Source organism: Oxalicibacterium flavum (genome assembly GCF_014635065.1).
GTDB classification, from domain to species: Bacteria; Pseudomonadota; Gammaproteobacteria; order Burkholderiales; family Burkholderiaceae_D; genus Oxalicibacterium; species Oxalicibacterium flavum.
The window spans coordinates 15,816-41,127 of record NZ_BMCG01000004.1; the positions used below are offsets into that span (position 1 = coordinate 15,816).

Consider the following 25,312-nt stretch of genomic DNA (forward strand, 5'->3'; position numbering starts at 1 on the left):
GCCAGTAGTTTTGCCGCCGAACTGCACCATCTGGACCTGTAATGCTGCCCGTCGTCCTTACGCAACTTGCGACTACGGTCATCACCAGTGTCATAGCCGGCCTGATTGCCGGCTTGCCCGGATTCTTTTCTGCGCTGTTGGGTGGTTTGTGCTGCGTGGTGCCAAACGGCTTGTTTGCCTTGCGCTTGTATATCGCGGCGCAAATGACCAAATCCGTTAGCCCGATGACATTTTTCTTCGGGGAATTTATAAAGATCGGCGTGACGATTGCCGCACTGGCAGCAGTCGTCTGGTTGTACCGCGATGTGAATGTGCTGGCGCTGGTCGCTGCCTTCATCGTGGCACTGAAAAGTTACATCATCTTATTGTTTAGGCACTGACATGGCGACTGAAATGGCAACAGCAGGAGCGGCGCATCACGCACCAACCGCTTCCGAATATATCGTTCACCATCTGGGGCACTTTTCGACCAAGCACCAGGACAAGATCGTCGATTTTTCGGTCATCAACATGGACACGATTTTCTGGGCCGTGTTTGCCGGTGTGGTTGGCTGCCTGTTGATGTGGGCCGCAGCACGCAAGGCAACCTCGGGCGTGCCGGGTCGCTTCCAGGCTGCCATCGAGATGATCGTCGAGATGGTTGACGGCCAAGCCAAGTCGATCGTGCATGGCGACCGCACCTTTATCGCCCCATTGGCGCTGACCGTGTTTGTCTGGGTTGCGTTGATGAACTCGCTGGATTTCCTGCCGGTCGATATGTTTTCGTCCTTTTTCCACTGGGTCGGTATCGATCACATCATCCCTTATCACCGCGTCGTGCCTACCGCCGATCTGAACGGCACCATGGGCATCGCCCTCGGCGTGTTCGCGCTGATGATCTACTACAGCTTCAAGATCAAGGGCGCCGGCGGCTTCATCCACGAATTGTTCGCCGCTCCGTTCGGCATCTGGCTGGCACCGTTCAACCTGCTGTTGAACATCATCGAATTCGCGGCCAAGACCGTTTCCCTCGCGATGCGGTTGTTCGGCAACATGTACGCCGGCGAATTGCTGTTCCTGCTCATCGCATTGCTGGGTTCGACCGCGACCGCGTTCGGCTTCCTCGGCCATGTCGTGGCGGGTTCGCTGTGGGCCATCTTCCATATTCTGATCGTGCTGCTGCAGGCATTCATTTTCATGATGCTGACGCTGGTCTATATCGGTCAGGCGCACGAGGCTCACTAAACCTGGTTTGAAATTGCAGTATCGGCAGGATCCGTTTTTGTATTTTTTTGCTTTAACTTAACTTAACTTAGAAGGAATTGTCATGACCGACCTCTCATTTGTTGCACTGGCTTGTGGTTTGATCATTGGTCTGGGTGCAATCGGCGCCTGTATCGGTATCGCTATCATGGGCGGCAAATACCTTGAGGCTTCCGCACGTCAACCCGAGTTGATGAACACGCTGCAAACCAAGATGTTCCTGCTGGCCGGTCTGATCGATGCTGCATTCCTGATCGGTGTCGGTATCGCCATGCTGTTCGCATTCGCCAACCCGTTCGTTGGTTAATTCGGTTCTCGTTACCGGTCATCATGCTGAAACATCTGGTTTCAGCAGACGTTAATTTGAGAAGGAAATTACTGTGAACTTAAATGCAACCTTGTTTGCACAGTTCGTGGTCTTTTTCATCCTGGCGCTGTTCACGATGAAATTCGTGTGGCCGCCACTGATGAAGGCACTCGATGAGCGTGCCGCAAAGATCGCGGACGGTCTGGCTGCAGCAGAGCGCGGCAAATCTGACCTCGCCATGGCTGAGAAGCGTGTCCAGGCAGAACTGGCATCGGCACAAGAAGCTGGTCAGAAGCGTATCAACGATGCTGAGAAGCGCGGTCAATCGATTGTTGATGGAGCCAAGAAAACGGCAGAGGAAGAGGCAGCGCGCATCATCGCTGCCGCCAAGGCCGAAGCCGAGCAGCAGATCACCCAGGCGCGCGAAGCCCTGCGCGATCAGGTTGCCACGCTGGCCGTCAAGGGCGCCGAGCAGATCCTCAAGCGCGAAGTCAACGCAGCGGCTCACGCCGACCTGCTGAACCAACTGAAGACCGAGCTGTAATCATGGCTGAACTCGCAACGATTGCCCGTCCTTACGCCGAAGCCCTGTTCCGTGTGGCGAAAGCCGCCGATCTGAACAACTGGTCCGCTCTGGTTTCCGAAATGGCCCAGGTGGCGGCGAATCCGGATCTTCGTGAACTGGCGCACAACCCGAAAGTGTCGGACGCCGACATCGCTGCCGTCTTTACCGCGGCATTGAAGTCTCCGGTCGGCAACGAAGCGAAAAACTTCATCGCCATGCTGGTCGAAAACGATCGCCTGACGCTGTTGCCCGAGATCGCCGAGCAGTTCTTCGAACTGAAGAACGCGGAGCAGGGTTCGGCCGATGCGCAGATCGTCAGTGCGTTCGAACTGTCGTCGGCGCAGGTTGCCGAGTTGGTCGCCACGCTGGAAAAGAAATTCGGCCGCAAGCTCAACCCGATCGTGACCGTGGATAGCGCCCTGATCGGCGGTGTACGCGTCGTCGTCGGCGACGAAGTGCTCGATACCTCGGTACGCGCCAAGCTGCAGCAGATGCAGATTGCACTGACCGCCTGATCGTCGTCCAAGCCAAAGAGAAAATTTTAGGAGTTAACATGCAACTCAACCCGTCTGAAATCAGCGAGCTGATCAAGAGCCGGATTCAAGGGCTCGGCGACACAGCTGAGATTCGCAATCAAGGTACGGTGATTTCCGTGTCCGACGGTATCTGCCGCATCCACGGCCTGTCCGACGTCATGCAAGGCGAAATGCTGGAGTTCCCGGGCAATACCTTCGGCCTCGCACTGAACCTCGAGCGCGACTCCGTCGGCGCCGTTATCCTGGGCGAATACGAACACATCTCCGAAGGCGATACCGTCAAGTGCACGGGCCGCATTCTGGAAGTGCCGATCGGTCCCGAACTGCGTGGCCGTGTGGTCAACGCACTGGGCCAGCCGATCGACGGCAAGGGTCCGGTCAATGCAAAACTGACCGCACCGATCGAAAAGATCGCACCGGGCGTCATCGCCCGTCAATCCGTCGACCAGCCTCTGCAAACCGGTATCAAGGCAATCGATGCGATGGTGCCGATCGGCCGTGGTCAGCGTGAGCTGATCATTGGCGATCGCCAAACCGGTAAATCGGCTGTTGCAGTCGATGCGATCATCAACCAAAAAGGCCAGGGCGTTACCTGTATCTACGTCGCCATCGGTCAGAAGGCATCGTCGATCAAGAACATCGTGCGTTCGCTCGAACAGCACGGCGCAATGGAATACACGATCGTGGTCGCCGCCTCGGCTTCCGAATCGGCCGCAATGCAATTCGTGTCGGCCTACTCGGGCTGCGCGATGGGCGAATACTTCCGCGACCGCGGTGAAGACGCGCTGATCGTCTATGACGATCTGTCGAAGCAAGCCGTCGCCTACCGTCAGGTTTCGCTGCTGCTGCGCCGTCCGCCGGGCCGTGAAGCATTCCCTGGCGACGTGTTCTATCTCCACAGCCGCCTGCTCGAACGCGCAGCACGCGTCAATGCCGATTACGTCGAAGCCTTCACCAAGGGTGAAGTCAAGGGCAAGACCGGTTCGCTGACCGCACTGCCGATCATCGAAACGCAAGCCGGCGACGTTTCCGCCTTCGTTCCGACCAACGTGATTTCGATCACCGACGGCCAGATCTTCCTGGAAACCAACCTGTTCAACTCGGGCATCCGTCCTGCGATCAACGCCGGTATCTCGGTGTCGCGTGTCGGTGGCGCTGCACAGACCAAGGTCATCAAGGGCCTGTCCGGCGGTATCCGTACCGACTTGGCACAGTACCGTGAGCTCGCAGCGTTCGCACAGTTCGCTTCGGACCTCGACGCGGCAACCCGCAAGCAGCTCGACCGCGGCGCACGCGTGACCGAACTGCTGAAGCAGGCACAGTACGCACCGCTGTCGACCTCGCTGATGGCTGTCTCGCTGTTCGCGGTCAACAAGGGTTATCTCGACGGCGTCGAAGTCAAGGACGTGCTGCGTTTCGAATCGGGTCTGCACAGCTACATGAAGGCCAGCCACGCTGCCCTCCTGCAGAAGATCGAAGACACCAAGAAACTCGAGAAAGACGACGAAGCAGCACTGGCCGCCGCGATCGCGGAATTCCAGAAATCGTTTTGATCTCACTGTAGCGAAGGAGTAACTCTCATGGCTGCAGGCAAAGAGATACGTGGCAAGATCAAGAGCGTAGAAAATACGAAGAAGATCACCAAGGCGATGGAAATGGTCGCGGCATCGAAAATGCGCAAGGCGCAGGATCGCATGCTGTCGGCCCGTCCGTACGCGGACAAGATCCGCAACATCACGGCCAACCTGTCGCAGGCGAATCCCGAGTACTCGCATCCTTTCCTCGTGCAGTCGGAAGGCGCGAAGACCGTTGGCTTCATCGTCGTCACGACCGACAAGGGTCTGTGCGGCGGCATGAACACCAACGTGCTGCGTGCCGTGACGAACAAGCTGCGCGAGCTCGAGAAGGAAGGCAAGAAATTCGAGATCGCTGCCATCGGCAACAAGGGTCTGGGTTTCCTGAACCGTATCGGCGCGCCGATCGTGTCGCAGGTTACGCAGATCGGCGATACGCCGCATCTGGAAAAGCTGATCGGCACCATCAAGGTGCTGCTCGATGCGTACGAGGAAGGCCGTCTTGACGCCGTCTATCTCGTGTACACCAAGTTCATCAACACGATGAAACAGGAACCGCGCCTCGAGCAGTTGCTGCCGCTGTCCTCGGACAGACTGCAGGCCGATGAAGGTTCGAATGCGCTGTCGTGGGAATACATTTACGAACCGGATGCGCAGACCGTCATCGACGATCTGCTGATGCGTTATGTCGAGGCCCTGGTATTCCAGGCAGTTGCCGAGAACATCGCATCCGAGCAATCGGCCCGTATGGTGGCAATGAAAGCGGCGAGCGACAACGCCGGTAGCGTGATCAGCGAACTGAAGCTCGTCTATAACAAGACGCGTCAGGCAGCGATCACGAAGGAACTGTCGGAAATCGTCGCGGGTGCCGCAGCGGTTTAACACGATTGATGTGCGGCGCCGGCGATCCGGTGCCGCATTCGAACCAGACTTTAATCTTATCTATTTGAAGGAACGAAAATGGCTGAAGGCAAAATCGTTCAGTGTATCGGCGCTGTGGTGGACGTGGAGTTTCCGCGCAATGCGATGCCCAAGATTTATGACGCCTTGAAAATGGAAGGCTCCGAGCTGACGCTGGAAGTTCAGCAGCAGCTGGGCGACGGCATCGTCCGTACCATTGCACTGGGTAGCTCCGACGGCCTGCGCCGCGGCATGACGATTCAAAACACCGGCAACCCGATCACGGTGCCGGTCGGTCCTGCGACCCTGGGCCGCATCATGGACGTGCTGGGCAACCCGATCGACGAATGCGGTCCGATCAGCCAGGAACAAACGGCATCGATCCACCGCAAGGCTCCTGCCTACGACGAACTGTCGCCATCGACCGACCTGCTGGAAACCGGCATCAAGGTCATCGACCTGGTCTGCCCGTTCGCCAAGGGCGGCAAGGTCGGTCTGTTCGGCGGTGCAGGTGTGGGCAAGACCGTCAACATGATGGAACTGATCAACAACATCGCAAAAGCACACTCGGGTCTGTCCGTGTTTGCCGGCGTTGGTGAGCGTACCCGTGAAGGCAACGACTTCTATCACGAAATGTCGGACGCCAAGGTCGTCGATCTGGAGAACCCTGCCAACTCTAAAGTGGCAATGGTCTATGGTCAGATGAACGAACCGCCGGGCAACCGTCTGCGCGTGGCGCTGACCGGCCTGACGATGGCGGAAGCCTTCCGTGACGAAGGCCGTGACGTGCTGTTCTTCGTTGACAACATCTACCGTTTCACGCTGGCCGGTACCGAAGTGTCGGCACTGCTGGGCCGTATGCCTTCCGCTGTGGGTTATCAGCCGACGCTGGCAGAAGAAATGGGCAAGCTGCAGGAACGCATCACCTCGACCAAGGTTGGCTCGATCACCTCGATCCAGGCCGTCTACGTCCCTGCGGATGACTTGACCGATCCGTCGCCTGCCACCACGTTTGCCCACTTGGATTCGACCGTCGTTCTGTCGCGTGACATCGCCTCGCTCGGTATCTACCCGGCAATCGATCCGCTGGATTCGAGCTCGCGTCAGCTCGACCCGCAAGTCGTCGGCCAGGAACACTACGAAACCGCACGTGCCGTGCAAGGCACCCTGCAGCGCTACAAGGAACTGCGTGACATCATCGCGATTCTGGGCATGGACGAACTGGCACCGGAAGACAAGCTGCTGGTGGCGCGTGCTCGTAAGATGCAGCGTTTCCTGTCGCAGCCGTTCCACGTTGCTGAAGTGTTTACCGGCGCGCCTGGTAAATACGTGTCGCTGAAAGATACGATCAAGGGCTTCCAGATGATCGCATCGGGCGAACTCGATCACCTGCCGGAACAAGCGTTCTACATGGTCGGCACGATCGAAGAAGCCATCGAAAAAGCGAAGAAACTCAACTGATCGTTGACGCCGGCGCGGTGATGCTCATTGCGCCGGCATTCGTATCGATCTCCGGATCGATTCCAGCACGAATAAAAAGGTTCTCACATGGCACACACAATGCGCGTAGAAGTCGTCTCCGCCGAAGAAGAAATCTTCTCCGGCCAGGCGGAATTCGTTGCGCTGCCGGGTGAAGCGGGCGAACTCGGCATTCTGCCGGGCCACACGCCGCTGATCTCTCGCATCCGTCCGGGTGCGGTGCGCATCAAGGTTTCCGGCAAGGCAGACGAAGAGTTCGTGTTCGTCGCCGGCGGTATCCTCGAAGTGCAGCCGGAAGTGGTGACGGTTCTGGCCGACACCGCCATCCGTGGCGGCGATCTCGACGAAGCCAAGGCGGCAGAAGCAAAACGACTGGCCGAGGAAAGTCTGGCCAACAAGGAATCGACGATCGACTATGCGCAGGCGCAGGCGGAACTCGCCAGCGCGGTGGCACAGTTGGCGGCGATCCAGCGTCTGCGTCAGAAACGCTGATCGCGCGAACCGTCCGGTTCCCGCATACAATGAAGGGCAGCTCAGGCTGCCCTTTTTGTTTGTGCGTGGCATTCGTCTTCACTGCAGGAAATCAAGCAAGGAAATCATGTACCAGGACCCTGACGTCATTACCGCCCTGCTGGCCGAATCGCGCGTGATCGCGGTGGTCGGCCTGTCGCCCAAACCCGATCGGCCGAGCCACGAGGTCGCCGCCTATCTGCAGCGCCACGGCTACCGCATCATTCCCGTCAATCCGGCTGCTGCCGGCACCCAGATCCTCGGCGAGCACTGCTACGCGACGCTGACGCTGGCCGCCGCTGCGCTGGCCGAACAGGGCACGCGCATCGATCTGGTCGATGTGTTCCGCAAGCCCGATCAGGTCGAGCCTGTGGCCGACGAGGCGATCGCGATCCGCGCCAAGGGTCTGTGGCTGCAGCTTGGCATCGTCAACCAGGCCGCCATCGACAAGGCGCTGGCAGCGGGGCTGGCGGTGGTGGCGGACCGCTGTACCAAGATCGATCACGCCATCCGCCACCGCTAGCCAGGAAAGGAGTCCCATGCCGAACATCCGCAAGCTGCTGCGTGCCTCCCCGAATCTGAAGGTGGCGGACGAGGATGCCGCGCGCAAGCCGCTGTCGAGCGGCGACAAGGCTGCCGACAAGCAGCTCGTCGAGGATCTCGCACGGCAGATTTCCGACCTGCAGGACATCCTCTATGCGCAGTGCAAGCACAAGGTGCTGGTCGTGCTGCAGGGCATGGATACCTCGGGCAAGGATGGCACCGTGCGCGGCGTGTTCGGCCGCATTGATCCGCTCGGCGTGCGCAGCGTGCCTTTCAAGGCGCCGACCGAGCCGGAAAAGAGCCGCGATTTCTTGTGGCGCATCCACCAGCAGGTGCCGGCCGTGGGTGAACTGGTGATCTTCAACCGCAGCCATTACGAGGACGTGCTGATCACGCGCGTGCACGACTGGATCGACGAGGCCGAATGCAAGCGCCGCCTCGCGCACATCCGCGATTTCGAACGCATGCTGAGCGAGACCGGCACCGTCATCGTCAAGTGCTTCCTGCACATCTCGGCCAAGGAACAGAAGGCGCGGCTCGAGGAACGCATCGCCGATCCGAACAAGCACTGGAAGCTGCAGCCGGACGACCTCAAGGAAAGAAAATTCTGGGACGACTACCAGAAGCAGTACGAGACGGCGATCCGCGCCACCGATGCCGATCACGCGCCGTGGTATGTCGTACCGGCGGATTCCAAGACCCACCGCAACCTGGCCATCGCCAATATCGTGCTTGAAACCCTGCAGGATCTCAAGCTGGCATATCCACCCGCCAATCCGGCCTATGCCGACCTGAAAGTAGATTGACGCATTCGACCGACAAACGGCAGCCGGCAGGCATCAATAGACGTCGCGTCGATAGCGTCCTTCCTCGATCAGGCGTGCGGCGCCTTCTCCTCCGGTGATTTGCCTGAGCGCTGCATCGACGCCGCCGGCCATGCCCTGCAGGCTGCCGCAGACATAGATGGCGGCGCCGTCCGCCAGCCATGCGCGTACCACCTCGGCCGATGCCAGCAGGCGATCCTGTACATATTCGCGGCGCTCGCCGTCGCGCGAAAACACGATGTCGGCGCGTTCCAGCACGCCCGAACTCTGCCATTGCAGAATCTCGTCGCGATGGAAGAAATCGTGTTCGGCATTGCGTTCGCCGAAGATCAGCCAGTTGCGGCCTGGCTGACCAGCCGCAGCACGCGCCTTCAGATGGCTGCGCAGGCCGGCCAGGCCGGTACCGTTGCCGATCAGGATCAGCGGACGCGCGGCATTGTCGCCGAGGCGGAAGTTGGCATGCGCGCGCAAGCGCAGATCGACGATGGCGCCGAGCGGCGCTGTTTGCGTCAGCCAGCCCGAGGCGATGCCGAGCGAACCGTCGGTACGCCGTTCCTGCCGCACCAGCAGATGCAGGCTGCCGTCGGATGGAATCGAGGCGATCGAATAATCGCGCGGGCGGTGCAGGTCGGCCGGCACCAGAATCTGCACCAGGTCGCCGGCTTCCCAGTGCACGGTTTCGTCATGCGGCGCCTGCAGTTCGAGGTGAAAGGCGGGGTTGCCGGCACTGTCCGGGTTGAGTTCGCGCCGCGCGGTCAGGACCCATTGCTGATAGGTCGGTCCTTCCCAGTCGGGCGCATCGTTGGTGCCGGCGATGTGGCTCAGGTGATGGCGCCATGCCTCGAGCGATTTCCTGGTTTCGCCGCCGCTGTTGACGGCGATGTTGTCGAACAGCGGTTGCGCGCCGCGTGCCTTGAGCCAGGTCGTCAGGTCGCGGCCGAAGCCGCAGAATTGCGGATACTGCGTGTCGCCCAGCATCAGCATGCCGAAGTGCAGGTGCGCGAGCGATGGCTGGCCGGAGCTCATGACCTTGCTGGCGAAGGCGGCACCGTTGTCGGGCGCGGCGCCTTCGCCGTAGGTGCTGACCACGAACAGCGCGCGCTCGACATTGGCGAGGTGCATGGCGTCAACGTCGGACAGCACGCACAGATGCGCCTGCACGCCGCCGGTTTTCAGGATCTCGACGGTCTTCTGCGCGAGCTGCTCGGCAAAGCCGGTCTGGCTCGCGTAGGCGACCAGCCACGATTGCCGATCGCCGGACGCGAGTTGTGCACGCTGCGCGCGCTGGCGACGTTGCGACCACCAGATGAAGCCGCACATTAGCAGGTAGCCGACGATGAAGAGGGCGGCGACGATCATGCGTGTGGATTGATCCCAGTTCATTGCAGCATCTCTTTCATCGAGCGGCTTTGCGTCTCGCGCAACGCGTCGCCCTCGCGCGTGAGGAACAGCGCCGCCAGGCCGAGCCGGTCGGCGCAGGCCAGACCTTCTTCGGCGCCCAGCACGCCGAGCGCGGTGGACCAGGCGTCGGCCAGCATGCATTCGGTGTGGATCACGGTCACCGATGCCAGCGTGCGCGCGAGCGGCCGGCCGCTGCGCGGATCGATGGTGTGTGCATAGCGCGTCGCGCCCTGCATGAAGTAGCGGCGGTAGTCGCCGGAGGTGGCGATGGCGCGGCGGTAGAGCGCGGCCACATAATCATCGGCCATTGCGCCGGCCATCGCCTGCCCGTCGGCCGGTTGCTCGATGGCGACCCACCACGGTTGTCCGTCGGGCCGGATGCCGCTGCCGCGCAGTTCGCCGCCGATCTCGACGAGGAAACTGTCGAAGCCGTGCGCCTCCAGGCACTGCGCGACCAGATCGACGGCAAAGCCCTTGGCGATGGCGGAAAAATCGAGCACGAGTCCGCCGGGCTGGCCCACGCGGCGTGTTTCGCGGTCGAGCGCGATGCGTTGCCAGCCGCAAAGCGCGCGTGCATGTTCCAGTTCCGCATCGGTCGGCGGCACGAAGCCCGGCTGGTCGTAGCGCCGTTCGGGACCGAAGCCCCACAGGTTGACCAGCAGGCCGGCACCCGGATCGTAGGCGCCGTCGCTGGCCTGCGCCACGTGCAGCGCGCAGTCGAGCACGGTGTAGAAGGCGTCGGGCAGCGCATGCCAGGTGCCGGGCGCGGCGCGGTTGTAGAGAGACAGGTCGGAGTCGGCTTCCCAGGTGCTCATCTGCGCGATCACGAGGTCAAGCTGCCGTTCGATCGCCGCGCGCACGTCATCCAGCGGCCGGCCGGCGCGCGTGACGAGCCTGACGCTCCAGGTGGTGCCCATGGTCTGTCCCTGCAGCGATTGCACGACCGTTCCCAGCACCGGTGCGGCGGGTGGAACGTCGATCAGGGGAACGAAGGCGTGGCGCATGGGGAATATTCGGGGAGCTGCCGCCGGACGGTGCCGGCGGCAGTCGTCGTGACGCAGATTACGGTTGCAGGACTTCCAGTGTAGCGGTGTAGCTGGCGCGGCGCGTCGGCTTGTCGATGGTGCCGACCGGCAGCGCATGCGATGGCTTGATCGGCACGGCCGAGCCGGGGCCCGACACCTGCAGTTCGCCGTTGTCCTCGGCGGCGTTGAGCCAGACCATGCCGGCATCCGCCCACGTCACGCTGAACTTGCCGTTGGCGTCCGTGCGCAGGCGCATGTCGCCGAGCTTGTCGCGATAGCGCGCATTGCCCGGGATGACGGTGACGTCGAGATCAGGCGCGGGCTTGCCGTCGAGCAGGAACTGGAACTGGGTGGTGTCGCCCGCGTACAGGTCGTTGGGGTGCGACAGCGGCACCAGTTCCAGGCCGGTATTGGCGGGCTTCAATACCGCGTCGCTCGGTTTGCCGACCGTGATGAAGGTTTCGTAGCGCGCCTGCGCGAGCGAGACGTTCACATTGGTCGCATCGGCCGGAATCTCCCTGGCGAAGTTTTCCGCCTTGCCGCGCCAGCGCTTGTTGGCCTTGCCGAGCGTATAGGTGGCGACCAGCGTTTCGTTGGTCACGACGGTCTTGTAGGTGCCGTTGGCGACGGGCTTGAATTCGAAGCTGTTGCGCAGCTTGCCGTTGTTCAGGTTTTCCGGTGCCAGTTCCTTGCCGTCGGGGCCGAGGATGTGCAGGTTGTTGAGCGCCAGCGGACCGAGCTTCAGGTGGAACAGGTCGTTGGAGACGGCGGCATCGACCGTCACCCACTCGGAACCGGACAGCACGGTGGCCGACGGCAGCAGCCAGCCGCGATGTGCGTGCGCCGCCATCGGCAGCGCGAGCGAGAGCGTGGTGATGAGAGCAGTGGCGACGAGGGTGGGGCGCAGCAGGGAAGCGTTCTTCATGGTCGTTGTCCTCATGGTTTGACGGTGACGGAGACGCTGCCCAGTTCGCTGTCGCCCTTGGCTTGCGCGGTCTGCGCGGACTTGGTCGGCCACTGGAACGGCACGCGCAGCAGTTCACGGCCACCGGCTTCGCGCGCGGCTTCCACCACCAACTGATATTCGCCGGCCGGCAGCTTATCGAGCCCGGCCTTGGCGCCGTTGAAGTTCAGCGTATGCGTGCCGGGCGCGCGCGTGGCGCCGCTCAGGCCGTCGAGCGGCATCTGCAGGTCGCGGCCGCTCTTGCGCCACCACTGGCGCAGGTCCTTGATGTACTTGTCGCCTTCGTTGTTCTTCGATTTGAGCTGGTGCCAGACCGCCAGGTTCTGCGCGAACTTCTGGTCCTTGTCCTCGATCCAGAAGGCGACATAGGGCCGGTGATAGGCGGCGACGTTGAGCAGCGGAATCTCGACCGACACATTGAGGTCGGCGGCGACGGCGGGTGCGGTCAAAGCCGTGCCGAGCAGGAAGGAATAACGCAGTTGCATGGAAGAAGTCTCGTGGATGGGAAGGAAATCGGTGGACGAATATCAATGAACGAAGATCAGTGCCAGCACCACCGGGATCAGCACGCCAAGGCCGAACAGCGGCCAGGTCTTGGGCCGGTTGGCGGCGTGCATCTTCAGGATGAACAGGCCGGTCAGTGCGAACAGCAGGCAGGCCCCGGCAAAGACGTCGATCAGCCAGCTCCAGGCCTTGCCGGTGTGGCGGCCCTTGTGCAGGTCGTTCAGGTAGGCGATCCAGCCGCGGCTGGTGGTTTCGTATTCGATCTCGCCGCTGGCGCGGTCGATGCGCAGCCAGCCGTCGCCGCCGGGGCGCGGCAGATTGATATAGACCTCGTCCGGCGACCAGTCGACTTCGCGCTGGCGCACGTCGGCCGAGAGCTTGTCGCGCAGCCAGTCGGAGACGGCGGTCGGCAGCGCCAGATTCTCGCCCTTGGCCGGCTTGCGCGCATCCCAGTCGGCCAGCAGCGCGTTCAATTGCGGCGGCAATTGCGCCTCGCGCATCTCGACCCTGGGCGTGGCCTCGATGTGCGCCGCGTTGTTGAGCGTGATGCCGGTCGCCGCATACAGCAGCATCAGCAGCAGGCTCAGGGCTGCGCTGATCCAGTGCCATTGATACAGTGTCTTGAGCCACCAGGCTCTGCGCTGGTTGGGAATGTGCGCTTGCGGAGATGATGCGGAGGAATTCATATCGAGCGCTATTCTATCAGTAAATAGCAATTATTCTCATCTGTGTCTTGGCCAGGTGCCGGCCGCAATGGCGGTCCACCATGGAAAACGCCCGTCACCGGGATGGCGACGGGCGTGCAGCGTTGCGCAGCGATCAGGGTTGCAGGACTTCCAGCGTGGCGCTGTAGCTGTTGCGGCGGATCGGCTTGTCGATGGTACCGACCGGCTGCGGCTTGCGCACGGCTTCCGAGGCCGGCGCGTTCGGCGCCGGCCGCTGCATGCGCGGCGCGCCGCCCTGGCTGGCGCTCAGCCAGTACATGCCGGGCTGCGGCCACTTGATGCTGAACTTGCCGTCCTTGTCGGTCTTGACCTTGATCTCGCCAAGCTGGTCGCGGTAGCGGATGCCGCCCTGGATCACCGTCACGTCGATGTCGGCCGCCGGCTTGCCGTCGAGCAGGAAACGGAAGCTGGCGCTCTCGCCGGCGAACAGATCGTTGGGATGCGTGATCGGCGCCAGTTCGAGGCCGCTGTTGGTCGGCTTGAGCACGGTGTCGCTCGGCTTGCCCGAGGTCACGAACACTTCCATGCGGCTCACCGTGCGCGAGACGTTGACGTCGGTGGCGCCGGCCGGCACTTCCTTGGCGAAGTCCTCGGCCTTGCCGCGCCAGCGCTTGGTTTCGCTGCCGACCTTGTAGGACGCCATCAGGCCGTCGTTGACCACGGCCAGCTTGTAGGTGCCGGGCTCGGCCAGCTTGACGTCGAAGGTGCTGCGGTACTTGCCGCTGTGCTGGTTCTCCGCCGTGCGGGGTTTGCCGTCGGGACCGGTCACCTGCAGGTTGTCGAGGCGCAGCGGAAAGTGGTCGAAGTAGAACAGGTCGTTGGAAACGGCGGCATCGACCGTGACCCAGGGCTCGTTGCCGGCGAAGACGGTGGCCGAAGGCAGCATCCACGCGCGGTGGGCGTGCGCCGCCATCGGCAGGGCGACGGACAGCAAGAGGGCCAGGGTGGCCGCGCGCAGCAGGGAGGTTTTTTTCATTGTCGATCCTCAGGGTTTCAGTTGAAGGGAGACGGTGCCGAGCTCGTGCTCGCCCTTGGTCTGCGCACGCTGGCCGGCTTTCAGCGGCCACTGGAAGGGCACGCGCACGAGTTCGCGGCCGCCGACTTCACGCGCGGCCTCGACCACCAGTTCGTACTGGCCGGCCGGCAGCTTGTCGAGTCCGGTTTTTGCCGTGTCGAAGGACAGCGCGTGTTCGCCTGGCGCGCGCGTGGCGCCGCTGATGCCGTCGACCGGCAGCGTCAGTTCGCGGCCGCTCTTGCGCCACCACTGGCGCATGTCCTTGAGCCACTTGGTGCCGCCGCTGTCCTTGAGCTTGAGGTCGTACCAGACCGCGAGGTTCTGCACGAAGGCCTGGCTGGTGTCTTCGACCCAGATCGCGACATAGGGGCGGTGGTATTCGGCCACCGTCAGGCGCGGAATCTCGACCGACACGTTGAGATCGGCGGCAACGGCCGGCGTCGCGAACGCGGCGCCGAGCAGGAAGGAAGTGCGAACTTGCATCAGACAGGCTCCTTGTAATCAATCTGTGAATGACGACGTATGCGTCCGTGGCTGTCGTCAATGCGGCCGGGCCGGCGGCGTCTGTCGATGGCGGGGACTTCGGGGGATTCTTCGTATTCCACTGGTGCAGGGGCGGAAACAATGCACCAAATGGAAATGATTCTCATCTGAATTGTCCGTGATCGGATTCCTGCGTGCAACAGCTTTTGTGTAAAGAAGTTTAAAGATGGCCGCCTGCCAGAGTTTGGCAAATTGTGTCCGCGCTGCGGATGCGAACCGAAACGCGATCATTGGAAGGGGTCTTGAAAAGGATGGGCCACGCCCTATATCGGATTCAGCGGACGCTCATCGGAGGTCCGCCTGACTTTATCGCTTGAAACATTGAAAGGATATGACCATGAGAACCTTTGACTTTACCCCTCTCTACCGTTCCGCCATCGGCTTCGATCGCCTGGCCCAGTTGTTCGACGACGCGCAACGCGACGCGCAGCCGAGTTATCCGCCGTACAACATCGAGCTCGTGGGCGAGGACCAGTACCGCATCACGATGGCAGTGGCCGGTTTCGACCGTTCGGAGATCGACATCGAGACCGAACGCGACACGCTGAAGATCACCGGCCGCAAACAGGCCGAGCAGGCCGCGCGCAATTTCCTGCACCGCGGCATCGCCTCGCGCAACTTCGAGCACACCTTCCAACTGGCCGACCATGTGCACGTCGTCGGTGCCAAGCTGGACAATGGCTTGCTCAACATCGAGCTGAAGCGCGAGATTCCGGAAGCGCTGAAGCCGCGCAAGATCGCGATCGATGGCGATGTGCCCGGCAACGTGCAGGTGCTGGAACAGAAGGCGGCCTGATTCAGGTTGGCTGGATGAAAAACGCGGGCCAGGTGCCCGCGTTTTTCATGGTCCATCCGGTTTGCTTTGCACAGGGTTATGGCGTGAATTCCCAGTGCTCGGTCCAGTCGGCTTCGTCGGCGACGACACGACGCAGCGTTTCGAACGCCTGCTGCAGCACCTCCGGATTACGGTCGCGCGAATAGACGAGATAGACCGGGTACGAGAATTCCGGCGCCGCGTTGTTGATGCGTATGCGTCCTTCGGCCAGCGCGCGCCGTGTCACGCGCGTGCGGAAGTAGCCGGTGCCGCCGCACTGCAGCAGATATTGCAGCGCCAGCGGCCCCAGGTTGAACGACAGCGTGTTCTTCGCTTTCTCCGGCAAGGCCGCGTCGTGCTCCTTGCGGAAGTCCGGTCCCCAATCGACGAAGACATACGGTTCCGGATTGCGTGTCGATGAAATCTGGATCAGTTTTTCTTCCAGCAACTGCTCGACCTGCATGCCGGCCCAGTACTGCGGCCGATAGACCAGCGCCGCGTCGAGCAGGCCGCGTTCCAGCCTGGATTGCAGGTCGGCTCCTTCCCCCACTTCCACGCGGATCGCATGCGACGGCATGCTGCGGCGCAACTGCATGGCCCATTGCAGCAGCAAGGGGTTCGACAGGCTGACTTCCGCTCCCAGCGTCAATGAATGACCCATGCCGTCCGGCAATGGCAGGTCGCGGCGTGCGGCGTCCCACGCCTGCACCAGCTGGCTCGCATAGCGCACGAAGCGCTCGCCGTCGTCTGTCAGCCGTGCGCCGCCACGATTGCGGATGAACAGCGTGCAGCCAAGCTGCGCTTCGAGGTTTTGCACGCGTGCCGTGACGGCAGTCTGCGTCACGTGCAGCCGCGTGGCGGCGGCGACGAAGCTGCCGGAATGGGCAATGGTGAGAAAGGTGCGCGCGAGTTCTATGTCCATTTTTTACTGCAAGTCTTTTGATAATAAATCCGCGCATGTTTCATTTTTCATGCAGATTTTTAATATGCATAATTTATACATGTTTACGGGAGTGGTGTCGAACGACAACGTGTTTTCGACATCGTGTGTGACGGATGCAAAGGGAGGGTTCGCGTGTCTTCTCCGGCTTGTTCGAAAACGGTTCCAGTGCTGGTGTCGGAAACTTCGCGTGCACATCGCGTGGCAGCCGACCTGCTGTGTGCGGCGGGCATCCGCATCAACGGCTCGCGGCCATGGGACATGCAGCTGAAGGAAACCGGCGTGCCGGAACGTGCCCTGGCGCACGGCAATCTGGGTCTCGGCGAAGCCTATATGGACGGCGCCTGGGAAGCCGAAGCGCTCGACGACTTCTTTGCGCGCCTGCTCGGCACGCGCATGACGGACAACATCCAGCCCTGGCGCCTGTTCGGCCACGTGTTCGCGGCCAGGCTGCTCAATCGCCAGAATGTGCGGCGCGCCAGACAGGTCGGCGAACAGCACTACGACCTTGGCAACGCGTTCTATGCGGCGATGCTCGATGCGCGCATGACTTACACCTGCGGCTACTGGGAAGGCGCATCGACGCTGGAGCAGGCGCAGGAAGCCAAGCTCGAGATGATCTGCCGCAAGCTGCAGTTACGGCCCGGCATGCGCCTGCTCGACATCGGTTGCGGCTGGGGCAGCCTGATGGCCTATGCCGCAGAACACTACGGTGTGCAGTGCGTGGGCGTCAGCATTTCGAAGGAACAGGTCGAATGGGCGCGGCAGCGCCATGCACACCTGCCGCTGGAATTCCGTCTGCAGGATTATCGCGACCTCGATGAGCCGTTCGATGCGATCGCCAGTGTCGGCATGTTCGAGCACGTGGGGCGCCGCAACCATCGCGCCTACATGGAAGTCGCGCATCGCTGCCTGCGCGGCAACGGCCTGTTCCTGCTGCACACGATCGGCAAGAATGCGCGCCGCTCGGCGCCCGATCCCTGGATAGACAAATACATTTTCCCGAACGGCGATCTGCCGTCGATCGGCCAGATCGGCGATGCGGCGGACGGTCTGTTCGTGGTGGAAGACCTGCACAACTTTGGTGCCGATTACGACAAGACGCTGATGGCCTGGTACCGCAACTTCGAGGCGGCCTGGCCGCGCTTCGAGCAGGAACTCGGGCCGCGTTTTTACCGCATGTGGCGTTACTACCTGCTGTCGTGCGCGGGCGCGTTTCGCGCGCGCGACATACAGCTCTGGCAATGGGTACTTTCAAAGGAAGGCGTTCCCGGCGGATATCGCAGGCCCTGAAGGCTGCGACGAAGGCGGGAGGTGGAGACGTCCGTGCAGTGTGCCCTGTGCGGACAGATAAATAAAAAGGCACGCATGGCGTCGTTGCGGGCGGTTACTTGGCCCGCAACGACGGAGTAAGCGAATCAACCATACAGGAGGTCAAAATGAGAGTCGCCGACGAATTCAGAATCCGCAGTGCGGAAGGCCATGTCGTCATTCTGCAGAAGGTCGCCAAGGGCATCAGCTATCTCGATTTCGGGATGACGCATCTGCCGCGCGACTTCGAGGGGTATCGCGTCAAATACACGGACCGTATCGCCGTGGAGGAGGGCGACGGCGCGTTCAGGCTGTCGGGCACGGACAAGGTATATCACCGTGTATAAGGATTAGCATCTCGCAGTACGTTCCGGGACGGCACGGAATCGACAAACCCCGACTTCATCGAAGCGGGGTTTTTATCATTGGAAGAAAGATTGTCGCAGCCAACAAAAACGCGGGACCCGCGTTTTTGGGTGGCCTTCGGAATGGCCGTTGATTGTCAATACTCAGACTTCCACTTCCGGACGCGGCTTTGGCCGGCCGTCCGGAACCGCGTCGTCGGCATCGTCATCGGACCGGTTCGATGGATCAAGTTCCACGCCTTCGTCGATGCGGTCGGCGTCGATGTCTTCGGCCTGGCCGGTGTTGCGCATATCGACGCTGGCGCGTTCACCGGTGCCGGTGGAATCGGTATCGCTGTCGAAGTCGGTCAGTCCGACCATGTCGCTGCCGCTATCGGAGCGGTCGCTCGGGCCCAATGCATCGGTGCCGTGCCCGCGCCCGATGGAGCGATCGGCCAGCATAGCCTTGTCCAGATCCAGGGTTTCCTTTGCCATCATGGTCTCCTTGCGTCCAATGTACATGGGACCATGTTAGGCAGCGCTGGCAGGCCGCCCAATCAGATAATGGACGCAATGCATGTAGGAATATGGCTGGCCCGTGCGGTTGCGCACGCTGGTTGCCGCGTGTCCAATCGTTTCAATACTGGCCGAATTCGTGACGTACCAGATAATCGGTTTCCGCCGCGAACACGCCGGGCGCGGTTTCAATTCCGAGTTCCTGCATCGATTGCCTGCCGGCGAGCAGGACATGGATGCGCGTGCCGTACCTGTGCACATACCGTTCGACCAGCGTCGGCGGCAGCCAGTCGTAACGCGCCTGCATCTGCGCGACGAACTCCGCGAAGCCGAGCACGTTGCGGTTGTCGGGCCGTGCGCCGAACAGGTCGCCGCCCGGCAGGCAGGCGTCGGCGGTCCAGTGACCGTGGCGATTGTCCAGATGCGAGGCCAGCCGATCGACGGCTTCCTCCGCCAGCTTGCGATAGGTGGTGAGCTTGCCGCCGAACACGGTGAGCAGCGGCGCACCTTCGGTATCGAGCGCGAGCCGGTAATCGCGCGTGGCGGCGGAGGCGGTGTCGCGCTGGTGTGCCTCGTCATTGACCAGCGGACGCACGCCGGAGAACGAGGCGATGACGTCGTGCCGATCGATGGCTTGCCGGAAGTAGCGGTTGATGAGCGCGCACAGGTAGTCGATTTCGTCATCGGTGATCGCCACTGTGGCCGGATCGCCATGGTATTCGACATCGGTGGTGCCGATCAGCGTGGTGTCGTCACGATAGGGAATGGCGAAGACGATGCGGCCATCCGGGTGCTGGAAGATGTAGGCATCCTCATGATCGAACAGCTTGCGCACCACGATATGGCTGCCCTTGACCAGCCGCAGCGACTGGCGCGCGCCCGCATGTGCCACATCGTGCAGAAAGCCGGCCGCCCACGGACCGGTCGCATTGACCAGCATGCGCGCCTTGACGGTGAAGGATTGCGCCTCGTTGCGTGTGTCGTGCAGGGTGGCCAACCAGTGATTGCCATGGCGCTCGGTGGAGGTGCAGCGTGTATGCGTAAAGATGGCGGCGCCCTTTTCCCTGGCATCCAGCGCATTGAGTTCGACCAGGCGACGATCGTCCACGGCGGCATCGGAGTAGGCAAAGCCGCGCTCGAACATGGGCTTGAGCGGCAAGCCGGCTGCATGGCGACGCAGATCGACGGCTGCGGAAGCAGGCAGCAGTTCGCGCCTGGCCAGATGATCGTACAGAAAAAGGCCGAGACGGATCAGCCAGCCGGGCCGCTGGCCGCGATCGTGCGGCATGACGAAGCGCAGTGGATGGATGACGTGCGGTGCGATGCGCATGAGCACCTCGCGTTCGCGCAGCGCCTTGCGTACCAGGCCGAATTCGTAATGCTCGAGATAACGCAGCCCGCCGTGGATCAGCTTGGTCGACGCCGACGAGGTATGCGCGGCCAGCGCATCCTGTTCGCACAGCACGACCGACAGGCCGCGCCCGGTCGCGTCGCGCGCGATGCCGGCGCCGTTGATGCCGCCGCCGACGATCAGCAGATCGCATTCACGTGGCGGGGATGGCATGGTCTTGCTCATTGCAATGATTCCTCCGTGCTTGGCCATATTCCTGTTGCCATGCTTTCCGGCTTTCCTACATCACGATTGGAAATCCGCCGATAGCGGACGATGCGAACGCTTCGTACAATCGCTTCAACATCACCGGAGCCGGCGGTTCGAAAATATACCGGCACCAATTCTGCGGCGCAGCCTGCTGCTGCGCCTCGCACCGGACGGTCTTCTACCGTCATTCCGGATTCTGCCGGAACCCGATGGACGCAGTTACACTGTACCGTCATCTTTCATTTTCATCTCCCATGTTTTTTCTTGATGCCGCCTTCTGGGAAGTGGCGAGCTACGTCGTGGCGACGCTGGCGCTGCCGTTTGCGATCTTTCTGTTTCTGCACGAGCAGCGCAAGGAGCGCGACGCCGAGGACGAGGAAGCGTATCAATTGCTGCAGGATGCCTACAACGATTTTCTGAAGATCGTGCTCGACAATCCCGACCTGCGACTGCGCAGCGCCAAGGCACGCGACGATCTGACCGACGATCAGCGCGAACGCACCCTGATCATCTTCGAAATGCTGATCGCGCTGTTCGAGCGCGCCTACATTGTGGCCTACGCGCCCGACCTGAGCGGCGTGGCGCGCAAGCGCTGGCATTCGTGGGATGACTACATGCGCGAATGGTGCCGGCGCGAAGATTTCCATTACCTGCTGCCGCAACTGCTGCGTGGCGAGGATGAAGAGTTCGCCGCCTATATCCGCAGGCTGGCAGAAGAAGAACGTCCGGGCCTTGCCGCATCCATGTAGCCGCCGGCTTTTACCGTGGCGTCGTGCCGATGACCTCGCATCGGCGCGGACGATTGCATGGCGACGCACACCTCTTGGGCGATAATAGAGGCTCACTCACCTGTCGCGAGCACGATTCGTCCGATGCCTACCTTCCCCCCGCTGCAAAACGATACCTTCCTGCGCGCGCTGCTGCGCCAACCCGTTGACTACACGCCCCTGTGGCTGATGCGCCAAGCTGGCCGCTATCTGCCCGAATACCGCGCCACGCGCGCGCGCGCCGGCTCCTTTCTGGGGTTGGCGAAGAGTCCCGATTTCGCTACCGAAGTCACGTTGCAGCCGCTGGATCGTTATGCGCTCGATGCCGCCATCCTGTTCTCCGACATTCTGACGGTGCCTGATGCCATGGGGCTGGGTTTGTATTTCGTTGACGGCGAAGGACCGCGCTTCGAACGCCCCTTGCGCGACGAGGCGCAGGTGCGCGCGCTGGCGGTGCCGGACATGGACTCGCTGCAATATGTATTCGATGCCGTCACGCAGATCCGTACCGGACTGGCAGGGCGCGTGCCGCTGATCGGCTTTTCCGGCAGCCCGTGGACGCTGGCCTGCTACATGGTCGAAGGCGGCGGCTCGGACGACTTCCGCACCGTCAAGTCGATGCTCTACAACCGTCCCGACCTCATGCGCCACATCCTCGAGACCAACGCGGCGACCGTGGCGGCCTACCTGAATGCGCAGATCGATGCCGGCGCGCAGGCCGTGATGATCTTCGACACCTGGGGCGGCGCGCTGGCCGACGGCGTCTATCAGGAGTACTCGCTCAAATATATCCGCGACGTGATCGCGGCATTGCAGACCGAGAAGGACGGGCAGCGCATTCCGAGCATCGTCTTCACCAAGGGCGGCGGCCTGTGGCTGGCCGAGATTGCCGACAGCGGCGCCGATGCGGTCGGGCTCGACTGGACCGTCAACCTCGGCGCGGCGCGTGCCGCGGTCGGCGGCAAGGTGGCGCTGCAAGGCAATCTGGACCCGACCGTGCTGTTTGCCCAGCCCGAACAGATCCGGCGCGAGGTCGCGCGCGTGCTGGAAACCTTCGGTGCGCACACGCCGGGTTCCGGCCATGTCTTCAACCTGGGCCATGGCATTTCCCAGTTCACGCCGCCGGAAGCGGTGTCGATACTGGTGGATGCCGTGCACGAATTCAGCCGGCCCCTGCATGCAGGCGCAAATCGCGGCAATTAAGTGCTGATAACGGTCCGTTGGGCTGGAAAAGGGAGGCATCAAGTCGTGCTTATGCACAGCAAAGGGGAGTGGGCAAGCACTTCGGTGGATAAGATGGTGTGTGGCATATCGTACAAAAGCGTTTTTGCAAGTGCTTGATTTTATTGGATAAAAAATCTGCTTTTTGTTTTGGCATTTTATTGAAACCCGCATCAGATCAAGCGTTTGCGAATGGAAGAGGCGGTTACCCACAAAGTTATCCACAGGATTTGTGGATAGCAGAAAAAAGTGCTTAAGAATCGAATGCTTAGCGGGATTGCTCAGAATTTACATGAAGTCACAATTTCGCTTGTCGGAGAGCACCGACAAAAAACCATGAGCCAAAAATGGCTGTCCATGCGCAAACGGCAGATGCTTATTCACAAAATGGTGCAAGCGCCCAATGAGAAGGGTTAGCATTGGCAAAAATCGGTCCCAAGGCAAGGTGATTGCAAGTAATTGATTTTTATGAGGATTTATTCTGACCAAAAATCGGGCAGGACTTGCAGAGCCAAAGCTGGCATGGCTTGGTGACGTATTGCAGGCGGTTGTTCACAAAGTTATCCACAGCATGTGTGGATAGCTGAAAAAGTGTTTATGAAACCGTCGCTTAGCGCGTTTTGTGAGAAATACGGTAAGCAGAATGTGCGATTGCAGCAGCGGATGGCTTCACCGACTTTCCATCATGTAATTCAATCGCACCATCGAAAAGCATTCATTGTGGAAATGTTATGAAGAGGAAAGAATAGTTGCATGTGACGCGCATACTTATTCACAAAAACAAACTATTGCGCAGCAACATCAAATTTTTAACAAATATTTTCTCGAAGCAGAGGCGTATTTTCAAGTTGTTGATTTCAAAGAGAATTTTTTCTGCCTTGGTTTTGGGCAAATTGTTGAAACCCGCATCATTCCTTGCAGTGCCGGCTGTCAAGAGCAGCTTGTACACAAAGTTATCCACATCAGGTGTGGATAGTTGAAAAAGCGCTTATGAAACGAGTAGTTACAACATTTCTTCAGGATTTACCTTAACTCCGTGAGCGATTGCATCCTCAAAGTCGCGCTCGACACTCCCCTTGACATGTGCTTCGACTACCTGTGGCCGGTCGCGGAGGGCGAGCGGCCGCAGGTCGGGCAACTGGTGCTGGTGCCGTTCGGCCGGCGCGAGGCCGTGGGCCTGATCGTCGCCGTCGAGGACGACAGCGATCTGCCGCGCGACAAGCTCAAGCCGGCACTGGCGCTGCGCGCGCAGATGCCGCCGCTGTCGGCCGAGTGGATCGCGTTGTGCGCGTTCGCCGCCGACTATTACCAGCGTCCGCTGGGAGAGGTGGCGCTGCCGGGTTTGCCGAAGAACCTGCGCACCGCCAAGACCGCCTCGCTCGACAAGGCGCTGAAGAAGCTGACCAAGGCCGTGCAGCCGCATGACGCCACGCCGCATGCCGCGCCACCGTTGAATGCGGCACAGCAGGTCGCTGCCGATGCCATCGCCGGCGTCGCCGGCTTTGCGCCGACGCTGCTCTACGGCGTGACCGGCAGCGGCAAGACCGAGGTCTATCTGCAGGCGGCGGCGCAGGTGCTGGCGCACAGCGACGCCGGCCACAATCCGGCGCAGATCCTGATCCTGGTGCCCGAGATCAACCTGACGCCGCAGCTCGAAGCCAATGTGCGCGCACGCTTTCCCGGCGTGGCGGTGGCAACCCTGCACAGCGGCCTGGCCGAGGGCGAGCGCCTCGCGCACTGGATGGCGGCGCATACCGGCCACGCGCGCATCGTGCTCGGTACGCGGCTCGCGATCCTGGCCTCGATGCCGCACCTGCGGCTGATCATCATCGATGAAGAGCACGACCCGTCCTACAAGCAGCAGGAGGGATTGCGGTATTCGGCGCGCGATCTGGCGGTATGGCGCGCGCGTCAGTTGAATATCCCGATCGTGCTGGGCTCGGCCACGCCCTCGCTGGAGACCTGGCATCACGCGCAGTCGGGGCGCTACCGCAAGCTCGAGCTGCGCGCACGCGCGGTACAGGACGCGGTGCTGCCTCGCGTCGGTCTCATCGATCTGGAGCGCAAGGCGCCGCGCGAGCAGATGACCGAAGGCATCAGCGGCACGCTGCTGGCGGCGGTCCGCAAGCGCATCGAGAAGAACGAGCAGTCGCTGCTGTTCCTGAACCGGCGCGGCTACGCCCCCGTCATTGCGTGCGACAGCTGCGGCTGGATCAGCAACTGCCGCCGCTGCACCGCCTATCTGGTCTTGCACAAAGGCGACCGCCGGCTGCGCTGCCACCATTGCGGCTGGGAAGAGCGGATCCCCGCCTCCTGCCCCGACTGCGGCAACGTCGATCTGCAGCCGCTGGGACGCGGCACGCAGCGCGTGGAAGAAACCCTGCAGGCGGTTTTTCCGGAAGCGCGCATCCTGCGCATCGATGCCGATTCGACGCGCCGCAAGGGCAGTGCGCAGGCCGCCTTCGATACCGTGCATCGCGGCGAGGTCGATATCCTGGTCGGCACGCAGATGGTGGCCAAGGGACACGACTTCCGCAACCTGACGCTGGTCGGCGTCATCAATCCGGACACCGCGCTGTTCTCGCACGACTATCGCGCCAGCGAGCGCCTGTTCGCGCAACTGATGCAGGTGGCGGGGCGCGCCGGTCGTGCGGCGCAGAAGGACGGCGGCAACCCGGCCGAGGTCCTGATCCAGACGCGCTATCCGCGCCATCCGCTGTACGCGGCGGTGCGCGATCACGATTACGATGCGTTTGCCGGCGAACTGCTGGTCGAGCGGCGCCAGGCCAACTTCCCGCCCTTCATGTATCAGGCACTGCTGCGTGCCGAAGCGCGCGAACTTCAAACCGCGCTGGATTTCCTGCACGCTGCCATGGCGTGCATCGATCCCGCCGGCATTACCTTCAACGACCCGGTGCCGATGACCATGACGCGCGTGGCCAACGTCGATCGCGCGCAACTGCTGGTCGAATGCGCATCGCGTCCCGCGCTGCAAGCCTTTCTGAAGGACTGGATCACGGCATTGCGCGGCATGAAGACCCGCGTGCGCTGGTCGCTCGAGGTCGATCCGGTCGATATCTGAACCGCAGGCTCATGCCCGCCAGTCCTGGGCGCGGCGCCGTACGCAAAAAGGCCGGCAAAC

Annotated in this window: 27 protein-coding genes; 17 read left to right on the top strand and 10 right to left on the bottom strand. The window is 61.7% G+C overall.

The window, feature by feature from the left end:
- The first annotated feature begins 41 nt into the window (after positions 1–41).
- The 11 genes from IEV38_RS10405 (at position 42) to IEV38_RS10455 (ending at position 8,462) form a co-directional block, all read left to right on the top strand.
- Positions 42–380 carry an ATP synthase subunit I gene (locus tag IEV38_RS10405; protein ID WP_188396157.1) on the top strand — a complete coding sequence of 113 codons (339 nt, stop codon included), beginning with the start codon at positions 42–44 and terminating at the stop codon, positions 378–380.
- Between the two features lie 13 nt (positions 381–393).
- Positions 394–1,224 (top strand): F0F1 ATP synthase subunit A, encoded by an 831-nt coding sequence (gene atpB / locus IEV38_RS10410; RefSeq protein WP_188396158.1) that lies wholly within the window; start codon positions 394–396, stop codon positions 1,222–1,224.
- 82 nt (positions 1,225–1,306) lie between these two features.
- Positions 1,307–1,549 carry a F0F1 ATP synthase subunit C gene (atpE, locus tag IEV38_RS10415; protein ID WP_188396159.1) on the top strand — a complete coding sequence of 81 codons (243 nt, stop codon included), beginning with the start codon at positions 1,307–1,309 and terminating at the stop codon, positions 1,547–1,549.
- Between the two features lie 73 nt (positions 1,550–1,622).
- A complete protein-coding gene (locus IEV38_RS10420) occupies positions 1,623–2,093 on the top strand; it encodes a F0F1 ATP synthase subunit B (protein ID WP_188396160.1) in 471 nt (156 codons plus the stop codon).
- A 2-nt stretch (positions 2,094–2,095) separates the two neighbouring features.
- Positions 2,096–2,629, top strand: a complete 534-nt coding sequence (locus IEV38_RS10425; protein WP_188396161.1) for a F0F1 ATP synthase subunit delta — start codon at positions 2,096–2,098, stop codon at positions 2,627–2,629.
- A 38-nt stretch (positions 2,630–2,667) separates the two neighbouring features.
- Entirely contained in the window at positions 2,668–4,203 is a 1,536-nt protein-coding gene (atpA, locus tag IEV38_RS10430; protein WP_188396162.1) for a F0F1 ATP synthase subunit alpha, read from the top strand.
- Between the two features lie 27 nt (positions 4,204–4,230).
- Positions 4,231–5,106, top strand: a complete 876-nt coding sequence (gene atpG / locus IEV38_RS10435) for a F0F1 ATP synthase subunit gamma (protein ID WP_188396163.1) — start codon at positions 4,231–4,233, stop codon at positions 5,104–5,106.
- 78 nt (positions 5,107–5,184) lie between these two features.
- Positions 5,185–6,585 carry a F0F1 ATP synthase subunit beta gene (atpD, locus tag IEV38_RS10440; RefSeq protein ID WP_188396164.1) on the top strand — a complete coding sequence of 467 codons (1,401 nt, stop codon included), beginning with the start codon at positions 5,185–5,187 and terminating at the stop codon, positions 6,583–6,585.
- Positions 6,586–6,672: 87 nt separating this feature from the next.
- On the top strand, positions 6,673–7,095 hold the full coding sequence (locus IEV38_RS10445) for a F0F1 ATP synthase subunit epsilon (RefSeq protein ID WP_188396165.1): 423 nt from the start codon (positions 6,673–6,675) through the stop codon (positions 7,093–7,095).
- A 106-nt stretch (positions 7,096–7,201) separates the two neighbouring features.
- Complete coding sequence (locus tag IEV38_RS10450) at positions 7,202–7,636, top strand: CoA-binding protein (RefSeq protein ID WP_188396166.1); 435 nt, start codon at positions 7,202–7,204, stop codon at positions 7,634–7,636.
- 16 nt (positions 7,637–7,652) lie between these two features.
- Positions 7,653–8,462, top strand: a complete 810-nt coding sequence (locus IEV38_RS10455; RefSeq protein ID WP_188396167.1) for a PPK2 family polyphosphate kinase — start codon at positions 7,653–7,655, stop codon at positions 8,460–8,462.
- 33 nt (positions 8,463–8,495) lie between these two features.
- Here the strand turns inward: IEV38_RS10455 and IEV38_RS10460 are convergent, their stop codons facing one another.
- The 7 genes from IEV38_RS10460 to IEV38_RS10490 all read right to left on the bottom strand — a co-directional run bounded on the left by IEV38_RS10460 (position 8,496) and on the right by IEV38_RS10490 (position 14,597).
- Positions 8,496–9,863, bottom strand: coding sequence for a sulfite reductase subunit alpha (locus IEV38_RS10460; protein WP_188396168.1), 1,368 nt, complete (start codon positions 9,861–9,863; stop codon positions 8,496–8,498).
- A complete protein-coding gene (locus IEV38_RS10465; protein WP_188396169.1) occupies positions 9,860–10,885 on the bottom strand; it encodes an FAD:protein FMN transferase in 1,026 nt (341 codons plus the stop codon). Before IEV38_RS10465 ends, IEV38_RS10460 begins: the two co-directional genes overlap by 4 nt.
- 58 nt (positions 10,886–10,943) lie before the next feature.
- Entirely contained in the window at positions 10,944–11,831 is an 888-nt protein-coding gene (locus tag IEV38_RS10470; RefSeq protein WP_188396170.1) for a DUF4198 domain-containing protein, read from the bottom strand.
- A gap of 11 nt (positions 11,832–11,842) precedes the next feature.
- The gene (locus IEV38_RS10475; RefSeq protein WP_188396171.1) at positions 11,843–12,355 is read right to left on the bottom strand and encodes a DUF2271 domain-containing protein; all 513 of its coding nucleotides are present in this window, start codon (positions 12,353–12,355) and stop codon (positions 11,843–11,845) included.
- A gap of 42 nt (positions 12,356–12,397) precedes the next feature.
- Entirely contained in the window at positions 12,398–13,060 is a 663-nt protein-coding gene (locus IEV38_RS10480) for a PepSY-associated TM helix domain-containing protein (RefSeq protein ID WP_188396172.1), read from the bottom strand.
- 133 nt (positions 13,061–13,193) lie between these two features.
- Positions 13,194–14,075, bottom strand: a complete 882-nt coding sequence (locus IEV38_RS10485) for a DUF4198 domain-containing protein (protein WP_188396173.1) — start codon at positions 14,073–14,075, stop codon at positions 13,194–13,196.
- Between the two features lie 9 nt (positions 14,076–14,084).
- Complete coding sequence (locus IEV38_RS10490; RefSeq protein WP_188396174.1) at positions 14,085–14,597, bottom strand: DUF2271 domain-containing protein; 513 nt, start codon at positions 14,595–14,597, stop codon at positions 14,085–14,087.
- A 397-nt stretch (positions 14,598–14,994) separates the two neighbouring features.
- Here IEV38_RS10490 and IEV38_RS10495 point away from each other — a divergent pair, with 397 nt between their 5' ends.
- A complete protein-coding gene (locus IEV38_RS10495; RefSeq protein WP_188396175.1) occupies positions 14,995–15,453 on the top strand; it encodes an Hsp20 family protein in 459 nt (152 codons plus the stop codon).
- A gap of 76 nt (positions 15,454–15,529) precedes the next feature.
- On the opposite strand, the gene IEV38_RS10500 is transcribed toward IEV38_RS10495, so the two are convergent.
- Positions 15,530–16,393, bottom strand: coding sequence for a LysR family transcriptional regulator (locus IEV38_RS10500; protein WP_188396176.1), 864 nt, complete (start codon positions 16,391–16,393; stop codon positions 15,530–15,532).
- Positions 16,394–16,546: 153 nt separating this feature from the next.
- Here IEV38_RS10500 and cfa point away from each other — a divergent pair, with 153 nt between their 5' ends.
- Positions 16,547–17,704 (top strand): cyclopropane fatty acyl phospholipid synthase, encoded by a 1,158-nt coding sequence (cfa, locus tag IEV38_RS10505; protein WP_188396177.1) that lies wholly within the window; start codon positions 16,547–16,549, stop codon positions 17,702–17,704.
- Positions 17,705–17,850: 146 nt separating this feature from the next.
- The gene (locus IEV38_RS10510; RefSeq protein WP_188396178.1) at positions 17,851–18,069 is read left to right on the top strand and encodes a hypothetical protein; all 219 of its coding nucleotides are present in this window, start codon (positions 17,851–17,853) and stop codon (positions 18,067–18,069) included.
- Between the two features lie 162 nt (positions 18,070–18,231).
- Here IEV38_RS10510 and IEV38_RS10515 read toward each other — a convergent pair whose 3' ends face one another.
- Positions 18,232–18,564 carry a hypothetical protein gene (locus IEV38_RS10515; protein WP_188396179.1) on the bottom strand — a complete coding sequence of 111 codons (333 nt, stop codon included), beginning with the start codon at positions 18,562–18,564 and terminating at the stop codon, positions 18,232–18,234.
- A gap of 139 nt (positions 18,565–18,703) precedes the next feature.
- The gene (gene glpD, locus IEV38_RS10520) at positions 18,704–20,158 is read right to left on the bottom strand and encodes a glycerol-3-phosphate dehydrogenase (protein WP_229728982.1); all 1,455 of its coding nucleotides are present in this window, start codon (positions 20,156–20,158) and stop codon (positions 18,704–18,706) included.
- Between the two features lie 278 nt (positions 20,159–20,436).
- Between glpD and IEV38_RS10525 the strand changes: the two genes are divergently transcribed.
- The 3 genes from IEV38_RS10525 (at position 20,437) to IEV38_RS10535 (ending at position 25,252) form a co-directional block, all read left to right on the top strand.
- The gene (locus tag IEV38_RS10525; RefSeq protein WP_188396180.1) at positions 20,437–20,931 is read left to right on the top strand and encodes a hypothetical protein; all 495 of its coding nucleotides are present in this window, start codon (positions 20,437–20,439) and stop codon (positions 20,929–20,931) included.
- A gap of 123 nt (positions 20,932–21,054) precedes the next feature.
- A complete protein-coding gene (gene hemE / locus IEV38_RS10530; RefSeq protein WP_188396181.1) occupies positions 21,055–22,152 on the top strand; it encodes a uroporphyrinogen decarboxylase in 1,098 nt (365 codons plus the stop codon).
- Positions 22,153–23,206: 1,054 nt separating this feature from the next.
- Positions 23,207–25,252 (top strand): primosomal protein N', encoded by a 2,046-nt coding sequence (locus tag IEV38_RS10535; protein WP_188396182.1) that lies wholly within the window; start codon positions 23,207–23,209, stop codon positions 25,250–25,252.
- The last annotated feature ends 60 nt before the right edge of the window (positions 25,253–25,312 follow it).